This is a genomic window from Azospirillum sp. TSH64 (assembly GCF_003116035.1).
Classification (GTDB): domain Bacteria; phylum Pseudomonadota; class Alphaproteobacteria; order Azospirillales; family Azospirillaceae; genus Azospirillum.
Genome location: NZ_LGQW01000015.1, coordinates 649731 through 667443 on the forward strand (window position 1 = coordinate 649731; position 17713 = coordinate 667443).

The following is a 17713-nucleotide window of genomic DNA, read 5'->3' on the forward strand; positions in this document are numbered from 1 at the left end:
ATCGCACGCCTTACAATCGCCGCAGCCCTGTCAATCCCGCTCGTCCAGCGCCGCCAGTTCAACCTCGATCACCGCCAGCCGTTCCCGCAGCCGGTCGCGTTCGGCCTCCAGCGCCTCGCGGCGGCTGACATGGTCGAGGGCGCGGTTCCGCAGGTCGCGCTTGAACCGGACAATCTCCGGCCGGGTCACGTCGGGCCGGATCAGGTTGCTCTGGTCGGCCAGCCGCAGCTGCTCGCCGGTCAAGGTGGCAAGCTGGTAGACGGTGGCGTAGCTGGGCGGCAGCTTCGCCCCCGGCAGCCGACCGCTGTCCACCGCCTCCGCCACCATGCGCAGCTGGTAGGCGACCTGATAGCCGAAGGGCAGCTCGTTCTCGACCATCGCCTGGAACTCGCCATGCGGCAGCCGCGCCCGCGCCTGGACCAGATAGCGGCCGATCAGCAGGAACTTCTCCTGCGCGCTGCGCCAGAGGGTGGAGATTTCCTGGACGAACTCCTCGCGCCGGACGAGGTCGACCGTCGCCTCCGACATGCGCTCGATCCGCTCGTCCACCGCGATGTGGCGACGGGCCTGGGCCTTGGAAACCTGCTTGAACCCGCTCATTGCGCCAGCTCCAGTTCATGGCGGACGAAGGCCCAGACACCGGCGACATGCTCGGCCCCCTTGCCCCCCTTCAGCTCCAGCAGGCCGAGACCGCGGCCGGCGGTGAACTGGATGTCCTCGTAGTCGGGAACCTCGACCGGGCAGATCCGGCCGTCGCCCAGCAGCTTGCGCTGCGCCTCGGTGAAGCCGCGGGTGCGCGGCTTGACGCGGTTCATCACGAAAGCCGCGTTCTTGCCATAGCGGCGGACGAAGCGCATCCAGGGCCGGACGGAGTCCAGATCGTCGTCGCTCTGGCCGGTCGGCACGACGATCAGGTCGGACGACAGGGCCAGCAGCTTGAATTCCTCCGGGTGGTCCTCGATCGACGGCGGCGTGTCGATGACCAGCAGGTCGAACCCCGCGATGCCGTCCAGGGCCGCCCGGATGTCGAGCGGCGTCATACCCGCCTCGAAATGGGTGATGGACGCCATGCCGTCCGGCCGCTTGGCGAACCATTTGGTCAGGCTGCGCTGCGGATCGAGGTCGAGCGTCGCCACCGCGCATCCGTCGAGCGCCGCCGCAACCGCGATGTTGCGGCTGAGCGTCGTCTTGCCGATCCCGCCCTTCGGACCATTGACCAGCAAGCGCTTCACCGGCACGTGTCCCGTGTCGTTGCTCATTCCCGTGCCCCTTATCGCCATCGGCTGATGGCCCCTTTTACCAAAGCCAGGCCGTGGCGCAAATCTAAGACATGTCTTAGCTTCGCAGCATCCGGACAGGGTGTCGCCCCGGCCACAGGCGGAACACCTAAGACAGAAAACCGCACCATCATCGCATACGGCGCATGGCCGACGCCAGCACCGGACGCACCGCACCGGTCGTGCTGCCGGTCTCCCCGGCCCGTTCGCCCGCCATGGCAATGGCGCGCAGCCGGGCGGCAAGGGCATTTTCCTCGGCACAGGCCTCCTCGCACAAGCCGCGGATCTCGGCAATGCTCGGCCGCCATTTGCGGGTACGCCGCCACCGGCGTGCCGCCTGATCGATGGCCCAGGCCGGGAACTCGCCCAGATCGTCGGCCCAGTCCATCGCGAGCAATTGCTCCACTTCCGGGCTGGTCGCCTTTGCCGGAAAATGGCTCAGCAGAGCCAGCACCCGCCCCAGCAAATGGTTGGCCGATGCCGGAGCCAGGATGGTATCGGCGATCTCCGACAGAGCGTGGCGGGCCAGTGCGGCATGGCGCGGCGTCACCCCATCCGGTGGCGTCCAGTCCTCAACGACATCGGCGAAGCCGTCTTCGGTGAAACGGCTGTGGCGTCCGACCTGTCCGCGGTCAAGAAGGCGCTGCAACGGTTCCGGCAAGGCTTCGCGGAGCATCCGGTTGCGCAGGGCCGGCGCCATCGCCGGGTCGAAGGGCAGCGGCAGGCCGGGCGGTGCGGCAGCCGCAGAGGAGGTGGTGGGGAACTGGTGCAGGTTGCTCATGCGATCCCCCAGGGGGTGGCGGGTGTGTTCGACGCTGTGTTCGGCGGCGTGTGGTTCAGACGGGCGGCAACGCTGGCCCAGGCCGACAGGCGCTGTTCGGCGTTGGCGGCTGCGGAATTCGACCCGGAAGCGGCGGTGCGGGGCGTGGTCCGCGCTGTGCGCTCGTCCGGCCCGCGGCTGTTCGGTCCGCGGACGCTTGCCGCGGGCTGTTGCGCCATACGGCCGGCGTCCTGCAGCAGCCAGGATCGCCACGCCGCGGCCGGATCCCGGTAGCGGTAGCCATGGGCCCGGCATTGCAGGACGAAGCGTTCGGCATGGCTGTCGATGTCGAGGTCGGGGAAGCGCTCTGCCGCCCATTGCCGGTCGGCCGGGGGAGGCGCCCAATCGGGGACAACCGGCTTGGCGGCGACCGGTTCGGCGGCATCGGCAGGGATGTACGACGTGCCCTCGTCCGCACGCCGGTGGAGCGTGTCAGGAATCTGTTCTGGTTCAGGCTGTTCCTGACTCGTGGCTGAACAGGGGGAGTCCGTGGACGAGTCAGCGGGGATGTCCACCCCTGCACCGTCCTGCGCCCCGCCCGACGCGATCAGCGCCAGCCGGTAGCGGCAGCTGAGACGCCCGCCATTGGCCGAGCGGCGGTGTTCGATGCCGACCAGCCCGAGCGCCTCCAGCCGGCCCAGGATCCGGTTGACGGTCGGCCGGCTGCGTTTCAGCTTGTCGGCCAGCGTCGCCTGCGACGGCCAGCACACCCCCGCCTCGTCGGCGTAGGTGCTGAGCGCCGCCAGCACGGCGAGGCCATCGGCGTCGAGGTCGGGGTGGTCGAGCCACCAGGCCGGGATCCGGCCCCAGCGATTCTGTCCGGTGTGGGTTTGCCGGGTGGGGTTTTGCCCGCCGGGGTGCGGGCTTGCGGTCCTGTTTGTCATCTGTGGCGATACTCCTCCGCGCCCCTGGACGCGAGATTGGCGCAAGATTGGCCGCTTGATCGGCCGTCGCGATTGGTGCGGAGGATTCGGAGCGGTCGGCGGAAGAGTCGAATCGCGGGCTCGCACTCCATGAAGCCGCAGCCCGCGGATGGTCAGCGACAGCCCGCGACCGTAAAGCCCCTGCCCGCGACCATGGAGCATCGGCCCGCGATTGGCCGGCGATGCCGCGCCGAATCGGGATCCTGGCGCCTTTGGCCGCGGATGTGGAGCGATTGCCCGCGATTGCCGGCGGCCCGCAGCCCGCGAACCTGGAGCAACAGCCCGCGATTGGCCGGCGATGCCGTGGCGATGGTGTGAATCGCGGGCAATCCGGTGCCGAAGCGATCCGCATCCGCCCCCTATGGAGCGGCAGCCCGCGGTTCGCCTCGCCGCGATTCCCGGCCGGCGGGGCCGATTCTCCCCGATTCTTCAAGGGCTCGCGGAGTTCGGCCCCGGCGATGCCGCGTCCGGGCGGCAATCGCGGGCTATCGCTCCATGACCGCGGGCCGTTGCTCCATCATCGCGGGGTGCCACACCATATCCGCGGGCTGTCGCTCCATCCCGGATGCGGTAAACTCACTGCGTTCTGTTGCACCGGCGGGTCCGCCGCGCCATGGTTACTCCCGACCTCCGGAGACGTTCATGACCAAGATGGCCCCGACCAGCGCCGCACAGCTCATCCTGTTCGAGCTGGAAGACCGTTCGCAATCGCACCTGATCGCGCTCTACGATCTGGCGCCGCGCTTCGTCTTCGTCTCCCGCGACAACGACAAGGAAAAGGCCGCCAAGGACAAGGGCGAGCTGGTCACCAAGGACAACTTCATCAAGTCGGTGCGGCGCGAGTTCGCCTTCCGCGGCCGCAATTACCGCCTGACCGTCCAGCCCGCCCGTATCGACCGGCTCAGCACCGCCAAGAAGGACGACCGCGCCCCCGGCGCCGGTCCGGATCTGGTCGAAGTGGAGATCTTCCCGTCGGAGCGCGAACAGGTGGTGGAGCAGGTCGTCCGCCGCCTCGCCATGGACCGCTCGCGCCTGTCTCTGACCGGCGAGAACCGCGACAAGGTGCAGATGCGCTTCAGCCTCTACGAGATCCAGCGGGAGCTGCGGGCGGTCAACCACACCCTGTCGATCCAGGACATCCGCGAATCCCTGACCATTCTGGCCCGTTCGCGCATCATCATCTCAACCGGCGGCAGCGCCGAGCCGGGCAAGAAGAGCCGCGGGCAGAACCTGCTGGAATCGACCGCCTTCCCGGTGCTGGCGATCCGCTCGCGCCCCGATCTGGTCGATGAGGACGGTGGGGTCGAGGAGACCTATCTGGAGTTCAACCCGCTGGTCTCCGCCGCCATCCGCGACCTGGAGTTCAAGCCGGTCTCCTACGCCTGGCTGATGAAGCTGAAGTCGCCGGTGTCGCGCTGGCTCTACAACCGCCTGTCCATCGAGTACGACACCGCCGACGACGAGGCGAAGCCGGTGTCGATCAGCGCCGACGAGATCATCAAGAACAGCGGCATGAACGAGTGGTCGCGCCGCCGCGACACCTTGCGCGTGGTGACCTCCGCGGTAGACGCCCTGGTGGACGAGGGCATCCTCGACATCGCCGACAAGGAATACACCAAGGTCGGCAAGCGCATCGACGCCATCGACTATGTGCTGACCCCGTCGCAGAAGTTCCTCGATCAGGTCCGCCGCGGCCGCCGGGTGCAGATCACCAACATCGACCTGCTCAAGCAGATCGTCGGCAACGCCATGCGGCCCGACGGCTTCGTGCCGTTGAAGGCCGGCGAGGTGGCGGAAATGCGCAACAAGCGCGCCAAGCGGCTGGCCGATCCGGCGAAGGCCGAACAGGCCAGCCTGCCGCTGCCGAAGAAATAGCCGCTCAGCGTGCCAGCAGGCGGCGCGCCACCAGCGTGATGGCGGTCCCCAGCAGGGCGCCGGCCAGCACGTCGGACGCCCAATGGCGGTGCTTGACCACCCGGCCGCTGGCCATCGCCGCAGCGGCGCCGTAGATCATCAGGCTTTGTGCCGGCGACCGGCTGACCGTGGCGAGCGCGGTCGCGGCGGCGAAGGCGCTTCCCGCATGGCCGGACGGCAGCGAGCGGGCGCTGATCTTCTTGCCCGGCCGCTGCCGCGGCTCGCATTCGTCGGGACGGCGGCGCTTGACGTAGCGCTTGATGGAGCGGCTGGCCGTCGCCGTCGCCACCAGCCCGAGGACGCCGACACTGCCGGCGCGGCGCAGATCCTCCTGTCCGGTCAGCAGTCCGACAAGTCCGGCGATGGCGAAGCTGGGGATCAGGACCGGCCGCTTTATGACGTAATGGCCCGCGCTTGCCAGCACCCGGCTCATCGGTCCCGGATCGCAGGTGACGATGTCGTGGACCTGGGCGTCGAGCGCATCGACCGCCGTCAGAGCCGGCTGAAGCACCGCCGGTGCGGGCCGCCCGCCATAGCCGATGCCGCCGCCCGGATTCTCGATGCCCTGATTCTCGATGCCGCCCTGCTCAACATTCTGTTGGATGATGTCGCTCAACGCCGGTCCCCTGCATGCCGCGCCGCGAAAACCGGCGCAGCAGGGGAACGCGGCGGATGCGGGGGCGGTTCCCCGCCCCCACGTGCCTGTCGGCTTCTGTCAGCCCTGTGCTGGCCGCCAGCCGGCGAAGGCGTTCAGCAGTGCGGTCAGCACCCGCTGCAGGCTTGAAGCCCGGTCCGGGCGATAGGCGAAGGGCGGCGCCTCCTCGTCCATGTAGCGGTCCTGCGCCAGTTCCATCTGGATGGCGTGGACGCCGTTCGCCGGCTGGCCATAAGCGCGGGTGATGTGGCCGCCGACGAAGCGGCCGTTGGTGACGCAGGTCAAGCCTTCCGCCGCCGCGGCGCTCTCCATCGCCGCGACGACCTGGGCGGCCAGCTGCGGATCGATGCTGGCGCCGCGCGCCGTTCCCAGATTGAGGTCGGGCAGGCGTCCGTCGAACAGCCGCGGCACATGGCTGCGGATCGAATGGGCGTCATAGAGCAGGGCGAAGCCATGCCGTGCCTTCACCCGCTCCAGCTCCGCCGCCAGCGCATCGTGGTAGGGGTGCCAATAGGCCTCGACCCGCTGCGCCACTTCGGCCTCGTCGGGGGCTTGGCCGTCGCGGTAGAGCGGCGTGCCGTCGAACATCACGTCCGGGCAGAGGCCGGTGGTCGCCTGTCCGGGATAGAGGCTCTCGCCGGTCGAGGCGCGGTTGAGGTCGACGACATAGCGGGAATAGCGGGCGCTGAGCAGCGTGGCGCCCATGTCCTTGGCGAAGCCGTACAGGCGCGGGATGTGCCAGTCGGTGTCGCGCATGGTCAGCGCCTCGTCCGTCAGCCGCTCGGCCAGACCTGGGAAAAGGTCCGTGCCGCAATGGGGCATGCTGATGACCAGCGGCCCGTCGCCTCGCTCCAGATCGAAGATGGTGTCGGTCATTGTGCGGTCTCCAGGGATACCGGCATCAGATGGTCGAGCGACCCGTCGCGCACCAGGGTACCGATGGCGGCCAGATCCGGGGCGAAGTAACGGTCGACCTCGTAACGCGGCACCTGGGCACGGATGGTGGCGATGGCCTGCTCCAGCCGCTCCGTGGTCTTCAGCGGGCGATGGAACTCCAGACCCTGAATCGCGGCCAAAAGCTCTATACCGACGATGTCGGCGACATTGCCGGCGATGTCGCCCAGCCGGCGCGCCGCGAAGGTCGCCATGCTGACATGGTCCTCCTGGTTGGCGGAGGTCGGCAGGCTGTCGACGCTTGCCGGGTGGGCGAGCGTCTTGTTCTCCGACGCCAGCGCGGCGGCGGTGACATGGGCGATCATGAAGCCGGAGTTCAGCCCCGGTTCGGCGACCAGGAAGGGCGGCAGGCCGCTGATGGTGGTGTCGATCAGCATGGCGATGCGGCGTTCGGCGAGCGCACCGATCTCCGACGCGGCGATGGCGAGCTGGTCGGCGGCCATCGCCACAGGTTCCGCATGGAAGTTGCCGCCGGACAGCACCTCGTCGGTGTCGACCAGCACCAGCGGGTTGTCGGTGACGCCGTTGGCCTCGATCACCAGGGTGCGCGCGGCCTGCCGCATCTGGTCGAGCACGGCGCCCATCACCTGCGGCTGGCAGCGCAGGCTGTAGGGATCCTGTACCCGGTGGCAGTCGGGGCCCTGGTGGCTGGCGTTCAGCTCGCTGCCGGCCAGCATGTCGCGGAAGGCGGCGGCAACGGCGATCTGGCCGGGCTGGCCGCGCAGCGCGCTGATGCGGGCGTCGAACGGACGATGGCTGCCCATCACGGCCTCGACCGACAGGGAACCGGCGACCAGAGCCGCCTTGAAGGTGCGCTCGATCTCGAACAGGCCGGCGAGCGCCAAACCGGTCGAGACCTGGGTGCCGTTGATCAGCGCCAAGCCTTCCTTGGCCTTCAGGTCGAAGACCGGCAGGCCGGCGATGCGCAGACCCTCTTCGGCCGGCAGCGTCTCGCCCTTCACCCGGACATGGCCGATGCCGAGCAGCACGCCGCAGAGATGGGCCAGCGGCGCCAGATCGCCCGAGGCGCCGACGGAGCCCTTGCCCGGCACCACCGGCAGCACGTCGGCCTCATAGAGCTTCAGCAGCGCGTCGACCAGCGCCGGCCGGACGCCCGAGGCGCCGACGGCGAGGCTGACCGCCTTGATGACCAGGATCAGCCGCACCACGCCATCGGCCAGCGGGGCACCGACGCCGGTGGCATGCGACAGGATCAGGTTGCGTTGGAGCTTTTCCAGATCGCTGGCCGCGATGTGGGTGTGGGCGAGCTTGCCGAAGCCGGTGTTGACGCCGTAGACCGCCTCGTCGCCGCCGGCGATCCGGTCGATCAGGGCGCGCGAGCGTTCCATCCGCGGATAGGCCGCCGGGTCGAGCGTCAGGGCCGGACGGTCGCGGTAGATGCTGCGCAGCGTGTCGAGCGACAGCGCGCCCGGAACTAGAGTGATGGTCTCGCTCATCCCAGAAGTCTCCCAAGTGTCTTTTTGAAGCGTTCGGCGATTTCGTCCTCGCGCGGGTGGCGGCGGTCGCGGACGACGGCGCGTCCGGCGATCAGCACGTCCCGGACGAGGGGAGTGTTTCCGGCGAAAATCCAGCCATCCAGCAGCGCGTCGCCGCCGGATACCATTTGCGCCGCCAGCAGCGGGTGGTCGGTGTCGAGCACGACGATGTCGGCGCGCAAGCCCGCGGCGATGCGCCCGGCCTCGAAGCCGGTCGCCTGCGCCCCGCCGGACTGGGCGTCCTCCACCAGCCGGCGGGCGGTGGAGCGGCGGGGGCCGCCGGCCAGCACGGTGCGCCGTTCGCTGGTCAGCCGCGCGCCGTACTCCAGCCAGCGCAGTTCCTCCACCGGGCTGACGGAGATGTGGCTGTCGGAGCCGATGCCCCAGCGCCCACCCTGCGCCATGTAGGATTGGGCGGCAAAGAAGCCGTCGCCGAGATTGGCCTCGGTTGTCAGGCACAGACCGGCGATGGCGCCGCTGGCGGCGACGCCCGCAACCTCGGCATCGGTCATGTGGGTGGCGTGGATCAGGCACCAGCGGCCATCGACCGGCTGGGTGTCGAGCAGATGCTCCACTGGGCGTCGACTGCGGTAGGCGACGCAGTCCTCGACCTCCCGGCGCTGCTCGGCGATGTGGATGTGGATCGGGCCTTGCGGGTTGGCGGCGACGGTCTCGGTCAGGAGTTCGTCGGGGACAGCGCGCAGCGAATGCGGGGCGATGCCGAGTTGCACGTCGTCAGCGTCGCCATAGCTGCGGCGCAGGGCCGTGGTCAGCCGGTCGAACCCTGCCCCGTCATGGATGAAGCGGCGCTGCCCGGCGGTCGGCGGCGTGCCGCCGAAGCCCGACGCGTTATAGAGCACCGGCAGCAGCGCAATCGGCAGACCGGCGGTCCTTGCGGCGGCGATGGCGCGGTGGCTCATCTCCGCCGGGTCGGCATAGGCGCTGCCGTCGCGGTCATGGTGCAGGTAATGGAATTCGGCGATGGCGGTGAAGCCGGCCTTCAGCGTCTCCACATAGAGCTGGGCGGCGACCGCCTCGAAATCCTCCGGCTCCATGCGGTCGAGCGCCCGGTACATCACATCGCGCCAGCTCCAGAAGCTGTCCGAGCCCTCGCCGGAGGATTCGCCCATCCCGGCGATGGCGCGCTGGTGGGCGTGGGAGTGCAAATTGGCGATGCCGGCGACCGCCGCCCCGGCAAAGCGCTCCGCATCGGCCGGGCAGGCGGAACCGGGCGTCGCCGTAACGATCCGGCCCCGGCCGTCCACCGTGACCAGCACATTCTCCGCCCAGCCGTCCGGCAGCAGCGCCGAGGCAAAAAACAGGTTGCTCATGAGGGCGCCCTCGCTATTATAGACAACACTATACAAGTATAGGCAACCTGATGCCAAGAGGGTTGCTGCACGAACTTGTAGGAAGGAGCCGAACCGATGCCGACCAGTGCGCCGTGGGATTCCCTGTGGATCGACCTGTCCGTTGCGACGATGAACGACGGGGAAGGCTATGGCGCCATCGCCGACGCGGCGGTGGGCATCAAGGACGGCCACATCGCTTATGTTGGGCCGCGCAGCGAGCTGACCGGCGCACCGGAGGATCTGGCGACCGAGGTGCAGTCGGGGCAGGGCGGCTGGATGACCCCCGGCCTGATCGACTGCCACACCCACCTCGTCTATGGCGGCAACCGCGCCCGCGAGTTCGAGATGCGGCTGAATGGCGCCAGCTATGAGGAGATCGCGCGGGCCGGTGGCGGCATCCTGTCCACCGTCACCGCCACCCGCGCCGCCAGCGAGGACCAGCTTCTGGCCGCCAGCCTGCCGCGGCTGGACAGCCTGTTGGCCGAAGGCGTGACGACGGTGGAGGTCAAGTCCGGCTATGGCCTCGACACCGAAACCGAGACGCGCATGCTGTGCGTCGCCCGCCGGCTGGCCCAGGTCCGCCCGGTGGAGGTGCGAACCACATATCTCGGCGCCCACGCCCTGCCGCCGGAATTCAAGGAGAATGCGGACGGCTACATCGACCGCATCTGCACCGAGACGCTGCCGGCTATCGCCGAAGCGGGCCTCGCCGATGCGGTGGACGCCTTCTGCGAAGGGATCGGCTTCTCCGTCGCCCAGACGCGCCGGGTGTTCGAGACGGCGAAGCGGCTCGGCCTGCCGGTGAAGCTGCATGCCGAGCAGCTCAGCAATCTCGGCGGCGCCCGGCTGGTGGCGGAGTTCGGCGGGCTGTCGGCCGACCACATCGAACATCTCGATGAAGAGGGCGTCGCCGCGATGGCCAAGGCCGGCACGGTCGCGGTTCTGCTGCCCGGCGCCTTCTACGCTCTGCGCGAGACCAAGATGCCGCCCATCGAGCTGCTGCGCCGCCATGGCGTGCCGATGGCGCTGTCCACCGACAACAACCCCGGCACCTCGCCGGTGACCTCGCTGCTGCTGATGCTGTCGATGGGCTGCACCTTCTTCCGGCTGACCCCGGCGGAGGCGCTGGCCGGCATCACCCGTCATGCGGCCAAGGCGCTGGGGCTGGACGACCGTGGGGTGATCGCGCCGGGCAAACGCGCCGATCTGGCGGTCTGGCGCATCGAACATCCGGCGGAACTGGCCTACGCCATCGGCCTCAACCCCTGCATGGCGGTGGTCAATGGCGGGGTGGTCCGCAAGCCGCACGTCGAAGCGGGGGCCGCATGAGCGACACCATCTCCACCGCCCAGCCGCGCTATGCCCAGATCAAGGAGGCCATCCGCCGCCGGATCAGCTCCGGCGACTGGCCCGAAGGCTTCCAGATCCCGTCGGAGCATAAGCTGCTGGAGGAATTCTCGGTCAGCCGCATGACGGTCCATCGCGCGCTGCGCGACCTGACCGACGAGGGGTTGCTGACCCGCGTCCAGGGGCTTGGCACCTTCGTCGCCGAACGGCCGCCCAGCACCGACGTGGTGGAGCTGCGCAGCATCGCCGACGAGATCGCCGAACGCGGCAACGTCCATGCCTGCCGGGTGGAGCGATTGCTCGCGGTTGCCGCCGATGCCGGGCTGGCGCGCCGCTTCAACCTGCCGGTCGGGGCGAGGCTGTTCCATTCCATCGTCGTCCACAGCGAAAGCGACGTGCCGGTCCAACTGGAGGAACGCTGGGTCAACCCGGCGGTGGCACCCGACTATATCGACCAGGACTTCACCCGCCAGACGCCGGGCGAGTACCTGATCCGGCTGGAATCCTCGCCCCAGGTGGAACACGTCATCGAAGCGGTGTCGCCGACGGCGGAGATCGCCCGCCTGCTCGACATTCCCGTCACCGAGCCCTGCCTGCGCGTGACCCGCCGCACCTGGGTCCAGGGCCGGGTGGTGACGGTGGCGATGCTGGTCCATCCCGGCAGCCGGTACCGGCTGGGGGCGCGGTTCCAGCTGCCGCCCCATTAGCAAGAACCGACCCTAGAAACGCACATCCCTCCCACCAGGAGCCATCCACCGATGTCATCCCGCCTCGACAACCAGCGCGTCATCCGTGCCCCGCACGGCCCCGAACTGAGCTGCAAGAGCTGGCTCGCCGAGGCGCCGATGCGCATGCTGATGAACAACCTCGACCCCGATGTCGCCGAACGGCCGCAGGAGCTGGTCGTCTATGGCGGCATCGGCCGCGCCGCCCGCGATTGGGAGAGCTTCGACCGCATCGTCTCGGCGCTGAAGACGCTGAACGACGACGAGACCCTGCTGGTCCAGTCGGGCAAGCCGGTCGGCGTCTTCCGCACCCATGCCGATGCGCCGCGCGTGCTGATCGCCAACTCCAACCTCGTGCCGCGCTGGGCGACCTGGGAGCATTTCAACGAGCTGGACCGCAAGGGTCTGGCGATGTACGGCCAGATGACCGCCGGCAGCTGGATCTACATCGGCAGCCAGGGCATCGTGCAGGGCACCTACGAGACCTTCGTCGAGGCCGGGCGCCAGCACTACAGCGGCGACCTGAAGGGCAAGTGGATCCTGACCGGCGGGCTGGGCGGCATGGGCGGGGCGCAGCCGCTGGCCGCCACCATGGCCGGCGCCTGCATGCTGGCGGTCGAATGCCGCCCCAGCAGCATCGAGATGCGCATCCGCACCGGCTATCTCGACCGCCACACCGCCGACCTGGACGAGGCGCTGGCCTGGATCAACGAGGCCTGTGCCAAGGGCGAAGCGATCTCCGTCGGCCTGCTCGGCAACGCCGCCGACGTCTTCCCGGAACTGGCGCGCCGCGCCGGCACCGACATCAAGGCCCGGCCGCACATCGTCACCGACCAGACCTCCGCCCATGATCCGGTGAACGGCTACCTGCCGCAGGGCTGGACGCTGGAGGAGTGGGAGAGCGCCCGCGAAAGCCAGCCCACCGCCGTCGCCGCCGCCGCCCGCAAGTCGATGCGGGTGCAGGTGGAAGCCATGCTGGCCTTCCACGCCATGGGCATCCCGACCGTCGATTACGGCAACAACATCCGCCAGATGGCGAAGGAGGAGGGGCTGGAGAACGCCTTCGACTTCCCCGGCTTCGTCCCTGCCTACATCCGTCCGCTGTTCTGCCGCGGCATCGGTCCCTTCCGCTGGGCGGCCCTGTCGGGCGATCCGGAGGACATCCGCAAGACCGACGCCAAGGTGAAGGAGCTGATCCCCGACGATCCGCACCTGCACAACTGGCTCGACATGGCGGCCAAGCGCATCCAGTTCCAGGGCCTGCCGGCGCGCATCTGCTGGGTGGGGCTCGGGCAGCGCCACCGCCTCGGCCTCGCCTTCAACGAGATGGTGAAGTCGGGCGAGCTGAAGGCGCCCATCGTCATCGGCCGCGACCATCTCGACAGCGGCTCGGTTGCCAGCCCGAACCGCGAGACCGAGGCGATGAAGGACGGCACCGACGCCGTGTCGGACTGGCCGCTGCTGAACGCCCTGCTGAACACCGCCAGCGGGGCGACCTGGGTCAGCCTGCACCATGGCGGCGGCGTCGGCATGGGCTTCTCGCAGCATTCGGGCATGGTCATCGTCTGCGACGGCAGCGACGCGGCGGCCAAGCGGGTCGAGCGCGTGCTGTGGAACGACCCGGCCACCGGCGTGATGCGCCATGCCGACGCCGGCTATGACATCGCCATCGAGTGTGCCAAGGAGCAGGGGCTGAACCTGCCGTTTCTGAAGTAAGGCGGGGAGGGGGGCGGTCACGCCCCCCGGATCAGGTCCGAGTACCAGCGCGCGGATTCCTTCGGGATCCGCGCCTGGGTTTCGAAATCGACCCGGACGATGCCGAACCGCGTGCCGTAGCCGCCGCCCCATTCGAAATTGTCCAGCAGCGACCAGACGAAATATCCCTGCACATCGGCGCCCCGCCGCTTCGCCTCCGCCATCGCCGCGATGTAGGCCTGGAGGTAGGACAGCCGCTCGGTATCGACCACGCGGCCCTCGGCGTCGGGCGTCTCCGCCGCCTTGGTGCCGTAGCCGTTCTCCGTCACATAGATCGGCAGCCGGTAGCGCCGCGTCAGGTCGAGCAGCGTGTCGCGGAAACAGCCGGGGTCAAAGGGCCAGTCGATGGCCGTCCGCTTCATTCCCGTCGGCGGCGAGCCGAAGCCGAAGCCCCAGATCAGGCTGTCGTCCCGCCGGCCGTAAACCGGTGCATAGTGGTTCAGCCCGAACCAGTCCACCGGCCGGGCGATGCGCGCCATGTCGCCGGGCTGCACGTACGGTTCGATGGCGTCGGCGATGCGGCGTGGGTAATGGGCCAGCAGCTGCGCGTCGGGGAAGGCGCGGTTCCAATGCTCGTCGAACAGGGCCGCCGCCTCGACATCCTCCGGCCGGTCGGTCTCTGGCCGCATCGGCTGGACGCTGTGCACCGCGCCGATGGAGGCATCCGGCACCAGCGTCCGCAGCACGTCCACCCCGGCGCCATGGGCGAGGTTGACGTGGTGGATCACCTTCAGATGGGTGGCGCGGTCGGCGATGCTGGGCGCCCCCCAGCCGAAGGCCCAGCCGAACAGGGTGAAGACCGAGAACTCGTTGAAGGTGGCCCAGCGCTTGACCCGGTCGCCGTAGCGCCGGGCGCAGAGCGCCGCATAATCCTCGAACCAGCCGATGCTGTCGCGGCTGGCCCAGCCGCCCATGTCCTGCAAGGCCTGCGGCAGATCCCAGTGGTAGAGGCAGAGCCAGGGCTCGATGCCCCTGTCCAGCAGCCGGTCGATCAGCCGGTCGTAGAACTCCAGCCCCTTGCCGTTCGGCGCCCCGCGCCCGCGCGGCAGCACCCGCGGCCAGGAGACGGAGAAACGGTAGGCCTGCAAGCCCAGCTCCGCCATCAGATCGACGTCCTGCGGCATCCGGTGGTAATGGTCGCAGGCGACATCGCCGCTGTCGCCGTTGTCGACCCGGCCCTTCAGCTTGCAGAAACTGTCCCAGATGCTGGGTGCCCGCCCGTCGGCCTCGGCCCCGCCTTCGATCTGGTAGGCGGAGGTGGAGGCGCCCCACAGGAAATCTTTGGGAAAAACCGGACGTTCGGCCATGGCGGATCACCCGAATGGAGAGTGCCGGAATCCTACCCCTTTCCCGTCGGCGGGGAAGGGGCCAATCGTCGCTGGGGCGATGTCGGGGGCACCACCCTCCGCCGGGTATTCCGTCACCATATCGCGGTCGACAGGACGGCGCGGCGCTCCTATGGTCTCGCCGACCGGACGAGTGAATTCAGAAAGGAACGGGCGCATCATGGCGAAAAAGGACGGAGTCAACGGCAAGGGCGGCCAGTTCAGCGGGACGCCGGCCGACCGGCTGGTCCGGCTGTGGCGCAACAACGACGAGCGCTTCGGCGCGCTGCTGGACGAGGTTCTGGACGGCAACCGCCAGGGCGTGATCGAGGCCGCGGTGGGCAAGCTGCGCGAGGAGGAGAGCTACGACTTCATGGACGAGGTCGAGGCCTTCTCGGAAACGGCGCAGAGCACCGACGAGCAGGGCGACCCGACCCTGTCGACCCTGTTCTGGCTGGCGCTGGAGGTCGATGGCCGGCTGGACGAGCCGCCGTCGGTCGACACCATCGAACGCGCGCTGGATTCGGCCGGGCTGCTGGAGAAGGCGTCCGACATGCGCCTGCTGCCGCTGTGGCTCGACCCGGAACCGCTCTCCTACCTTGAGGCCGCCGACCGCCGCACCCTGCTGCGCCGCCTGATCGATTCGACGGAGGCGGCGGAAGCCTTCGTGCGCGAACAGGATCTGGTGGCATCTCCCGATGACGCTGGCGTCCGCCTCGTCGGCGTGGTCGGCCTGGTGATCGAGGAGGATGCCGAGCAGGAGGGCGAGGCGATGCCCGACCCGCTCAACCTCGGCTTCACCGGCGAGGGCCAGGAGATGGAGATCGATCCCATCGAGCAGGAGCGCATCCGTCAGTCGATGGCCGCCTTCGCCGAGGCGGTCGGCGCCGCCGACCCGCGGGTCAAGCGCTGCGAGCCGGTCGGCGGTCTGAACGACCTGCTGGACTTCACCGCCGAAGGCGTCTGGCCGGACGATGTGGATGCCAACTTCGACGAGGTCAACGACTTCCTCGACATCGCCGGCAACGAGACCGGCGACGGCGTCCTCGACGTGACGGTGAGCGAGGGGCCGGACGGCCTGCAACTGCGCGCCTACAACTCCGACGGCGTGCTGCTGGACGAACGGTCGTTCGACCTGAGCGGCGACCGGGCGGACGAGGCGCTGGCCTTGATCAAGCGGCGCTGCCGCCGCGTCAGCGAAGGCTGAGCGGCAACAGGGCCGAGGGGGCGGGGGCCGGTCAGGCCCCCGGCGCCACCACGAAGCAGGCCATGCCCTGGTTGACCAGCCCGTTGCAGGCGTTGGCCGCGTCCTGCTGCGACAGGCCGGACAGGCGGGCGCGGTAGAGCGGCCCGGTCTGGGTGTCCACCGCCTGCACGATCCGCTGCGAGCGCGACAGCGCCGGCACCGAGCTGCGGGCGCGGTCGATCACGCGCTGGCTGTCGTCGGGCGAGCGGAAGGCGCCGAGCTGCACCGTCCACACCCCACCGCCGGCGGTTGCCGCTCCCGCCATCGTCGCCACCGGCCGCGGTGCCGGAGCATCGGGGGTGGAGGTGTCGGGTGCCACCACGCGGACTGCCGGTGCCGGAGCGGGCAGGGCCGCCACCGCGATCGGCGGGCGGCTGGCTGCCGGCCGGCTGCTGGCGGGCGGCGTGTAGGATGGCGCCGGATTGACGGGCGCCGAATAGGAGGAGGACGGCCGGGCGTAGGGCGAGCCGTAATCCGGCGGCGAATCGGACGAGGTGACCGGCGGCGCGCTGACCAGCACGATGTCGGCGCCGTTGGGGGCCGGGGTGCGGTTCAGCCGCGGCCCGACCGACGCGATGTAGCGCTTGGTCTCGCCCGGCAAGGTGCGCTTGCCGGCCAGATAGTCGCCGTAGCAGCCGGGACCGCAATTGTAGGCGCCGAGGAAGCCCGGTGCGCCGAACAGATTGTACATCTCGCGCAGGTAAGCGGTGCCGGCGATGATGTTGTCATGCGGATCGAAGGGGTCGGAGCCCAGATTGTGCTTGCGCCGCATCTCGTCATAGGTCGCGGGCATCACCTGCATCAGGCCCATGGCGCCGGCCTTGCTGACGATGGGTTTGCCGTTGACGGTGGTGCGCCCGCCGCTCTCCTGGCGGATCACCTCGCGGATCCACAGCTCCGGCATGTCGAACCGCTTGGAGGCTTCCGCGACATGGGCGTCGACTTCCTCCGGAGAGGCAACGCGATGCGAGCCGCCCCCGCTGGCGCAGGCGCTCAGCAGCGCGGTCAGGGCGGCACAGGTCAGCAACGGCTTCAGGCGACGCACGGAACCCCCGGTCATCGTTCAGTTCAATCTTTTGGATAAGCCCGATTTGGAGGTAAGGACATTTGCACATTCCCGGCCCGCCGTAAACCGTCCCAGCTGTGACCTTCGACGCGGCCGGAGAGCGCGGAGGGGGAGGGGCATTCCAGTCCTTCGGACGCGCAAGCGGCCGTCCGGGCATCTGCCGTCCGGTGCGGCCTATGGCGGGATTTCCATCGCCGGATTTTCAGGCCATCAACTCTCGCGGCCCTCAGCTTTCGCGATCGTCGTCCGGATCGCGGCGGGTGGCGAGTTCGCGCATCAGCCGCTCCTTGGCGGTCTTCCGGCTCGGCCGGCCGCCGCCGCGTCCGAACAGCCCGCCCAGCAGCCCGCCGGGCTTCGGCGCGTCCTCCGGCTCCTCGGTCATCTGGGCGCGCTCCGCCTCGCGCCGGGCCAGCATGGCGGCGCGGTCGACCAGCGGGTTGCGCAGCCGGCGCGGCAGCGCCTTGAAGGCGAGGTTGGCGCGTTCCAGGTCGGCGATGTCCTCGGTGGAGCGGGCGATGCGCAGCGCCACCCGCAGCAGGTCGAGCCGCCACGCATCCTCCGGCGCATGCGGCAGCGTCTCCGCCGCCGCCAGCAGGGTGTCCAGCCCCTTGCCGGTCAAGGCGCTGGTGGATCGTTCCCCGCCGGATTGCTCCCCATTGGGTCTGTCGGTGTCGCGGTCCCGTCCCATTCCGTCATCGAAGCTGTCGCGCCGAAGGCGGACTTTAGGACGCCGACCGCCGCTTTGTCTGCCCCCAAGCGGGGGCCACACCGTTTGGGTGGGGGAGGGCAGGGCATTTGGCTTTCCCGGGAGAGGCAAGACGTCGGGTGGTCCGCCAGAGGAACTCGGGATAGGGGCAT

16 protein-coding genes are annotated in these 17713 nt (G+C 69.3%); 5 read left to right on the top strand and 11 right to left on the bottom strand.

Annotated elements, in window-relative coordinates; all coding sequences use genetic code 11:
* Positions 1–30: 30 nt before the first annotated feature.
* The 4 genes from TSH64_RS04395 to TSH64_RS04410 all read right to left on the bottom strand — a co-directional run bounded on the left by TSH64_RS04395 (position 31) and on the right by TSH64_RS04410 (position 2981).
* A complete protein-coding gene (locus TSH64_RS04395) occupies positions 31–600 on the bottom strand; it encodes a hypothetical protein (RefSeq protein ID WP_109095722.1) in 570 nt (189 codons plus the stop codon).
* Positions 597–1259, bottom strand: coding sequence for a ParA family protein (locus tag TSH64_RS04400; protein ID WP_098738091.1), 663 nt, complete (start codon positions 1257–1259; stop codon positions 597–599). Before TSH64_RS04400 ends, TSH64_RS04395 begins: the two co-directional genes overlap by 4 nt.
* A 148-nt stretch (positions 1260–1407) precedes the next feature.
* A complete protein-coding gene (locus TSH64_RS04405) occupies positions 1408–2058 on the bottom strand; it encodes a hypothetical protein (protein WP_109095723.1) in 651 nt (216 codons plus the stop codon).
* Positions 2055–2981, bottom strand: coding sequence for a helix-turn-helix domain-containing protein (locus TSH64_RS04410; protein ID WP_109095724.1), 927 nt, complete (start codon positions 2979–2981; stop codon positions 2055–2057). The genes TSH64_RS04405 and TSH64_RS04410 overlap by 4 nt, the downstream gene beginning before the upstream one ends.
* Positions 2982–3662: 681 nt before the next feature.
* Here TSH64_RS04410 and TSH64_RS04415 point away from each other — a divergent pair.
* Positions 3663–4895 (top strand): plasmid replication protein, encoded by a 1233-nt coding sequence (locus TSH64_RS04415; protein ID WP_109095725.1) that lies wholly within the window; start codon positions 3663–3665, stop codon positions 4893–4895.
* Positions 4896–4899: 4 nt separating this feature from the next.
* On the opposite strand, the gene TSH64_RS04420 is transcribed toward TSH64_RS04415, so the two are convergent.
* The 4 genes from TSH64_RS04420 to TSH64_RS04435 all read right to left on the bottom strand — a co-directional run bounded on the left by TSH64_RS04420 (position 4900) and on the right by TSH64_RS04435 (position 9370).
* Positions 4900–5550, bottom strand: coding sequence for a phosphatase PAP2 family protein (locus TSH64_RS04420; RefSeq protein WP_247872750.1), 651 nt, complete (start codon positions 5548–5550; stop codon positions 4900–4902).
* A 99-nt stretch (positions 5551–5649) separates the two neighbouring features.
* A complete protein-coding gene (gene hutG, locus TSH64_RS04425) occupies positions 5650–6465 on the bottom strand; it encodes an N-formylglutamate deformylase (protein ID WP_109095726.1) in 816 nt (271 codons plus the stop codon).
* On the bottom strand, positions 6462–8000 hold the full coding sequence (gene hutH, locus TSH64_RS04430; RefSeq protein WP_109095727.1) for a histidine ammonia-lyase: 1539 nt from the start codon (positions 7998–8000) through the stop codon (positions 6462–6464). Before hutH ends, hutG begins: the two co-directional genes overlap by 4 nt.
* The gene (locus TSH64_RS04435; RefSeq protein WP_109095728.1) at positions 7997–9370 is read right to left on the bottom strand and encodes a formimidoylglutamate deiminase; all 1374 of its coding nucleotides are present in this window, start codon (positions 9368–9370) and stop codon (positions 7997–7999) included. The genes hutH and TSH64_RS04435 overlap by 4 nt, the downstream gene beginning before the upstream one ends.
* Before the next feature lie 96 nt (positions 9371–9466).
* Between TSH64_RS04435 and hutI the strand changes: the two genes are divergently transcribed.
* Genes hutI through hutU form a run of 3 tightly spaced genes read left to right on the top strand, consistent with a single transcriptional unit; the run spans position 9467 to position 13179 of the window.
* Complete coding sequence (hutI, locus tag TSH64_RS04440; RefSeq protein ID WP_109095729.1) at positions 9467–10720, top strand: imidazolonepropionase; 1254 nt, start codon at positions 9467–9469, stop codon at positions 10718–10720.
* Positions 10717–11445, top strand: a complete 729-nt coding sequence (gene hutC / locus TSH64_RS04445; RefSeq protein ID WP_109095730.1) for a histidine utilization repressor — start codon at positions 10717–10719, stop codon at positions 11443–11445. Before hutI ends, hutC begins: the two co-directional genes overlap by 4 nt.
* Positions 11446–11496: 51 nt before the next feature.
* Positions 11497–13179, top strand: coding sequence for a urocanate hydratase (gene hutU / locus TSH64_RS04450; RefSeq protein ID WP_109095731.1), 1683 nt, complete (start codon positions 11497–11499; stop codon positions 13177–13179).
* 17 nt (positions 13180–13196) lie between these two features.
* Here the strand turns inward: hutU and TSH64_RS04455 are convergent, their stop codons facing one another.
* Entirely contained in the window at positions 13197–14525 is a 1329-nt protein-coding gene (locus tag TSH64_RS04455; RefSeq protein WP_109095732.1) for a GH1 family beta-glucosidase, read from the bottom strand.
* Positions 14526–14724: 199 nt separating this feature from the next.
* Here TSH64_RS04455 and TSH64_RS04460 point away from each other — a divergent pair, with 199 nt between their 5' ends.
* Positions 14725–15750 (top strand): hypothetical protein, encoded by a 1026-nt coding sequence (locus TSH64_RS04460; protein WP_199237456.1) that lies wholly within the window; start codon positions 14725–14727, stop codon positions 15748–15750.
* Between the two features lie 31 nt (positions 15751–15781).
* Here the strand turns inward: TSH64_RS04460 and TSH64_RS04465 are convergent, their stop codons facing one another.
* Together TSH64_RS04465 and TSH64_RS04470 are read right to left on the bottom strand one after the other, a co-directional pair.
* On the bottom strand, positions 15782–16849 hold the full coding sequence (locus TSH64_RS04465; RefSeq protein ID WP_109095734.1) for a lytic transglycosylase domain-containing protein: 1068 nt from the start codon (positions 16847–16849) through the stop codon (positions 15782–15784).
* A gap of 232 nt (positions 16850–17081) precedes the next feature.
* Positions 17082–17474, bottom strand: coding sequence for a hypothetical protein (locus TSH64_RS04470; RefSeq protein ID WP_247872751.1), 393 nt, complete (start codon positions 17472–17474; stop codon positions 17082–17084).
* Positions 17475–17713 lie beyond the last annotated feature (239 nt).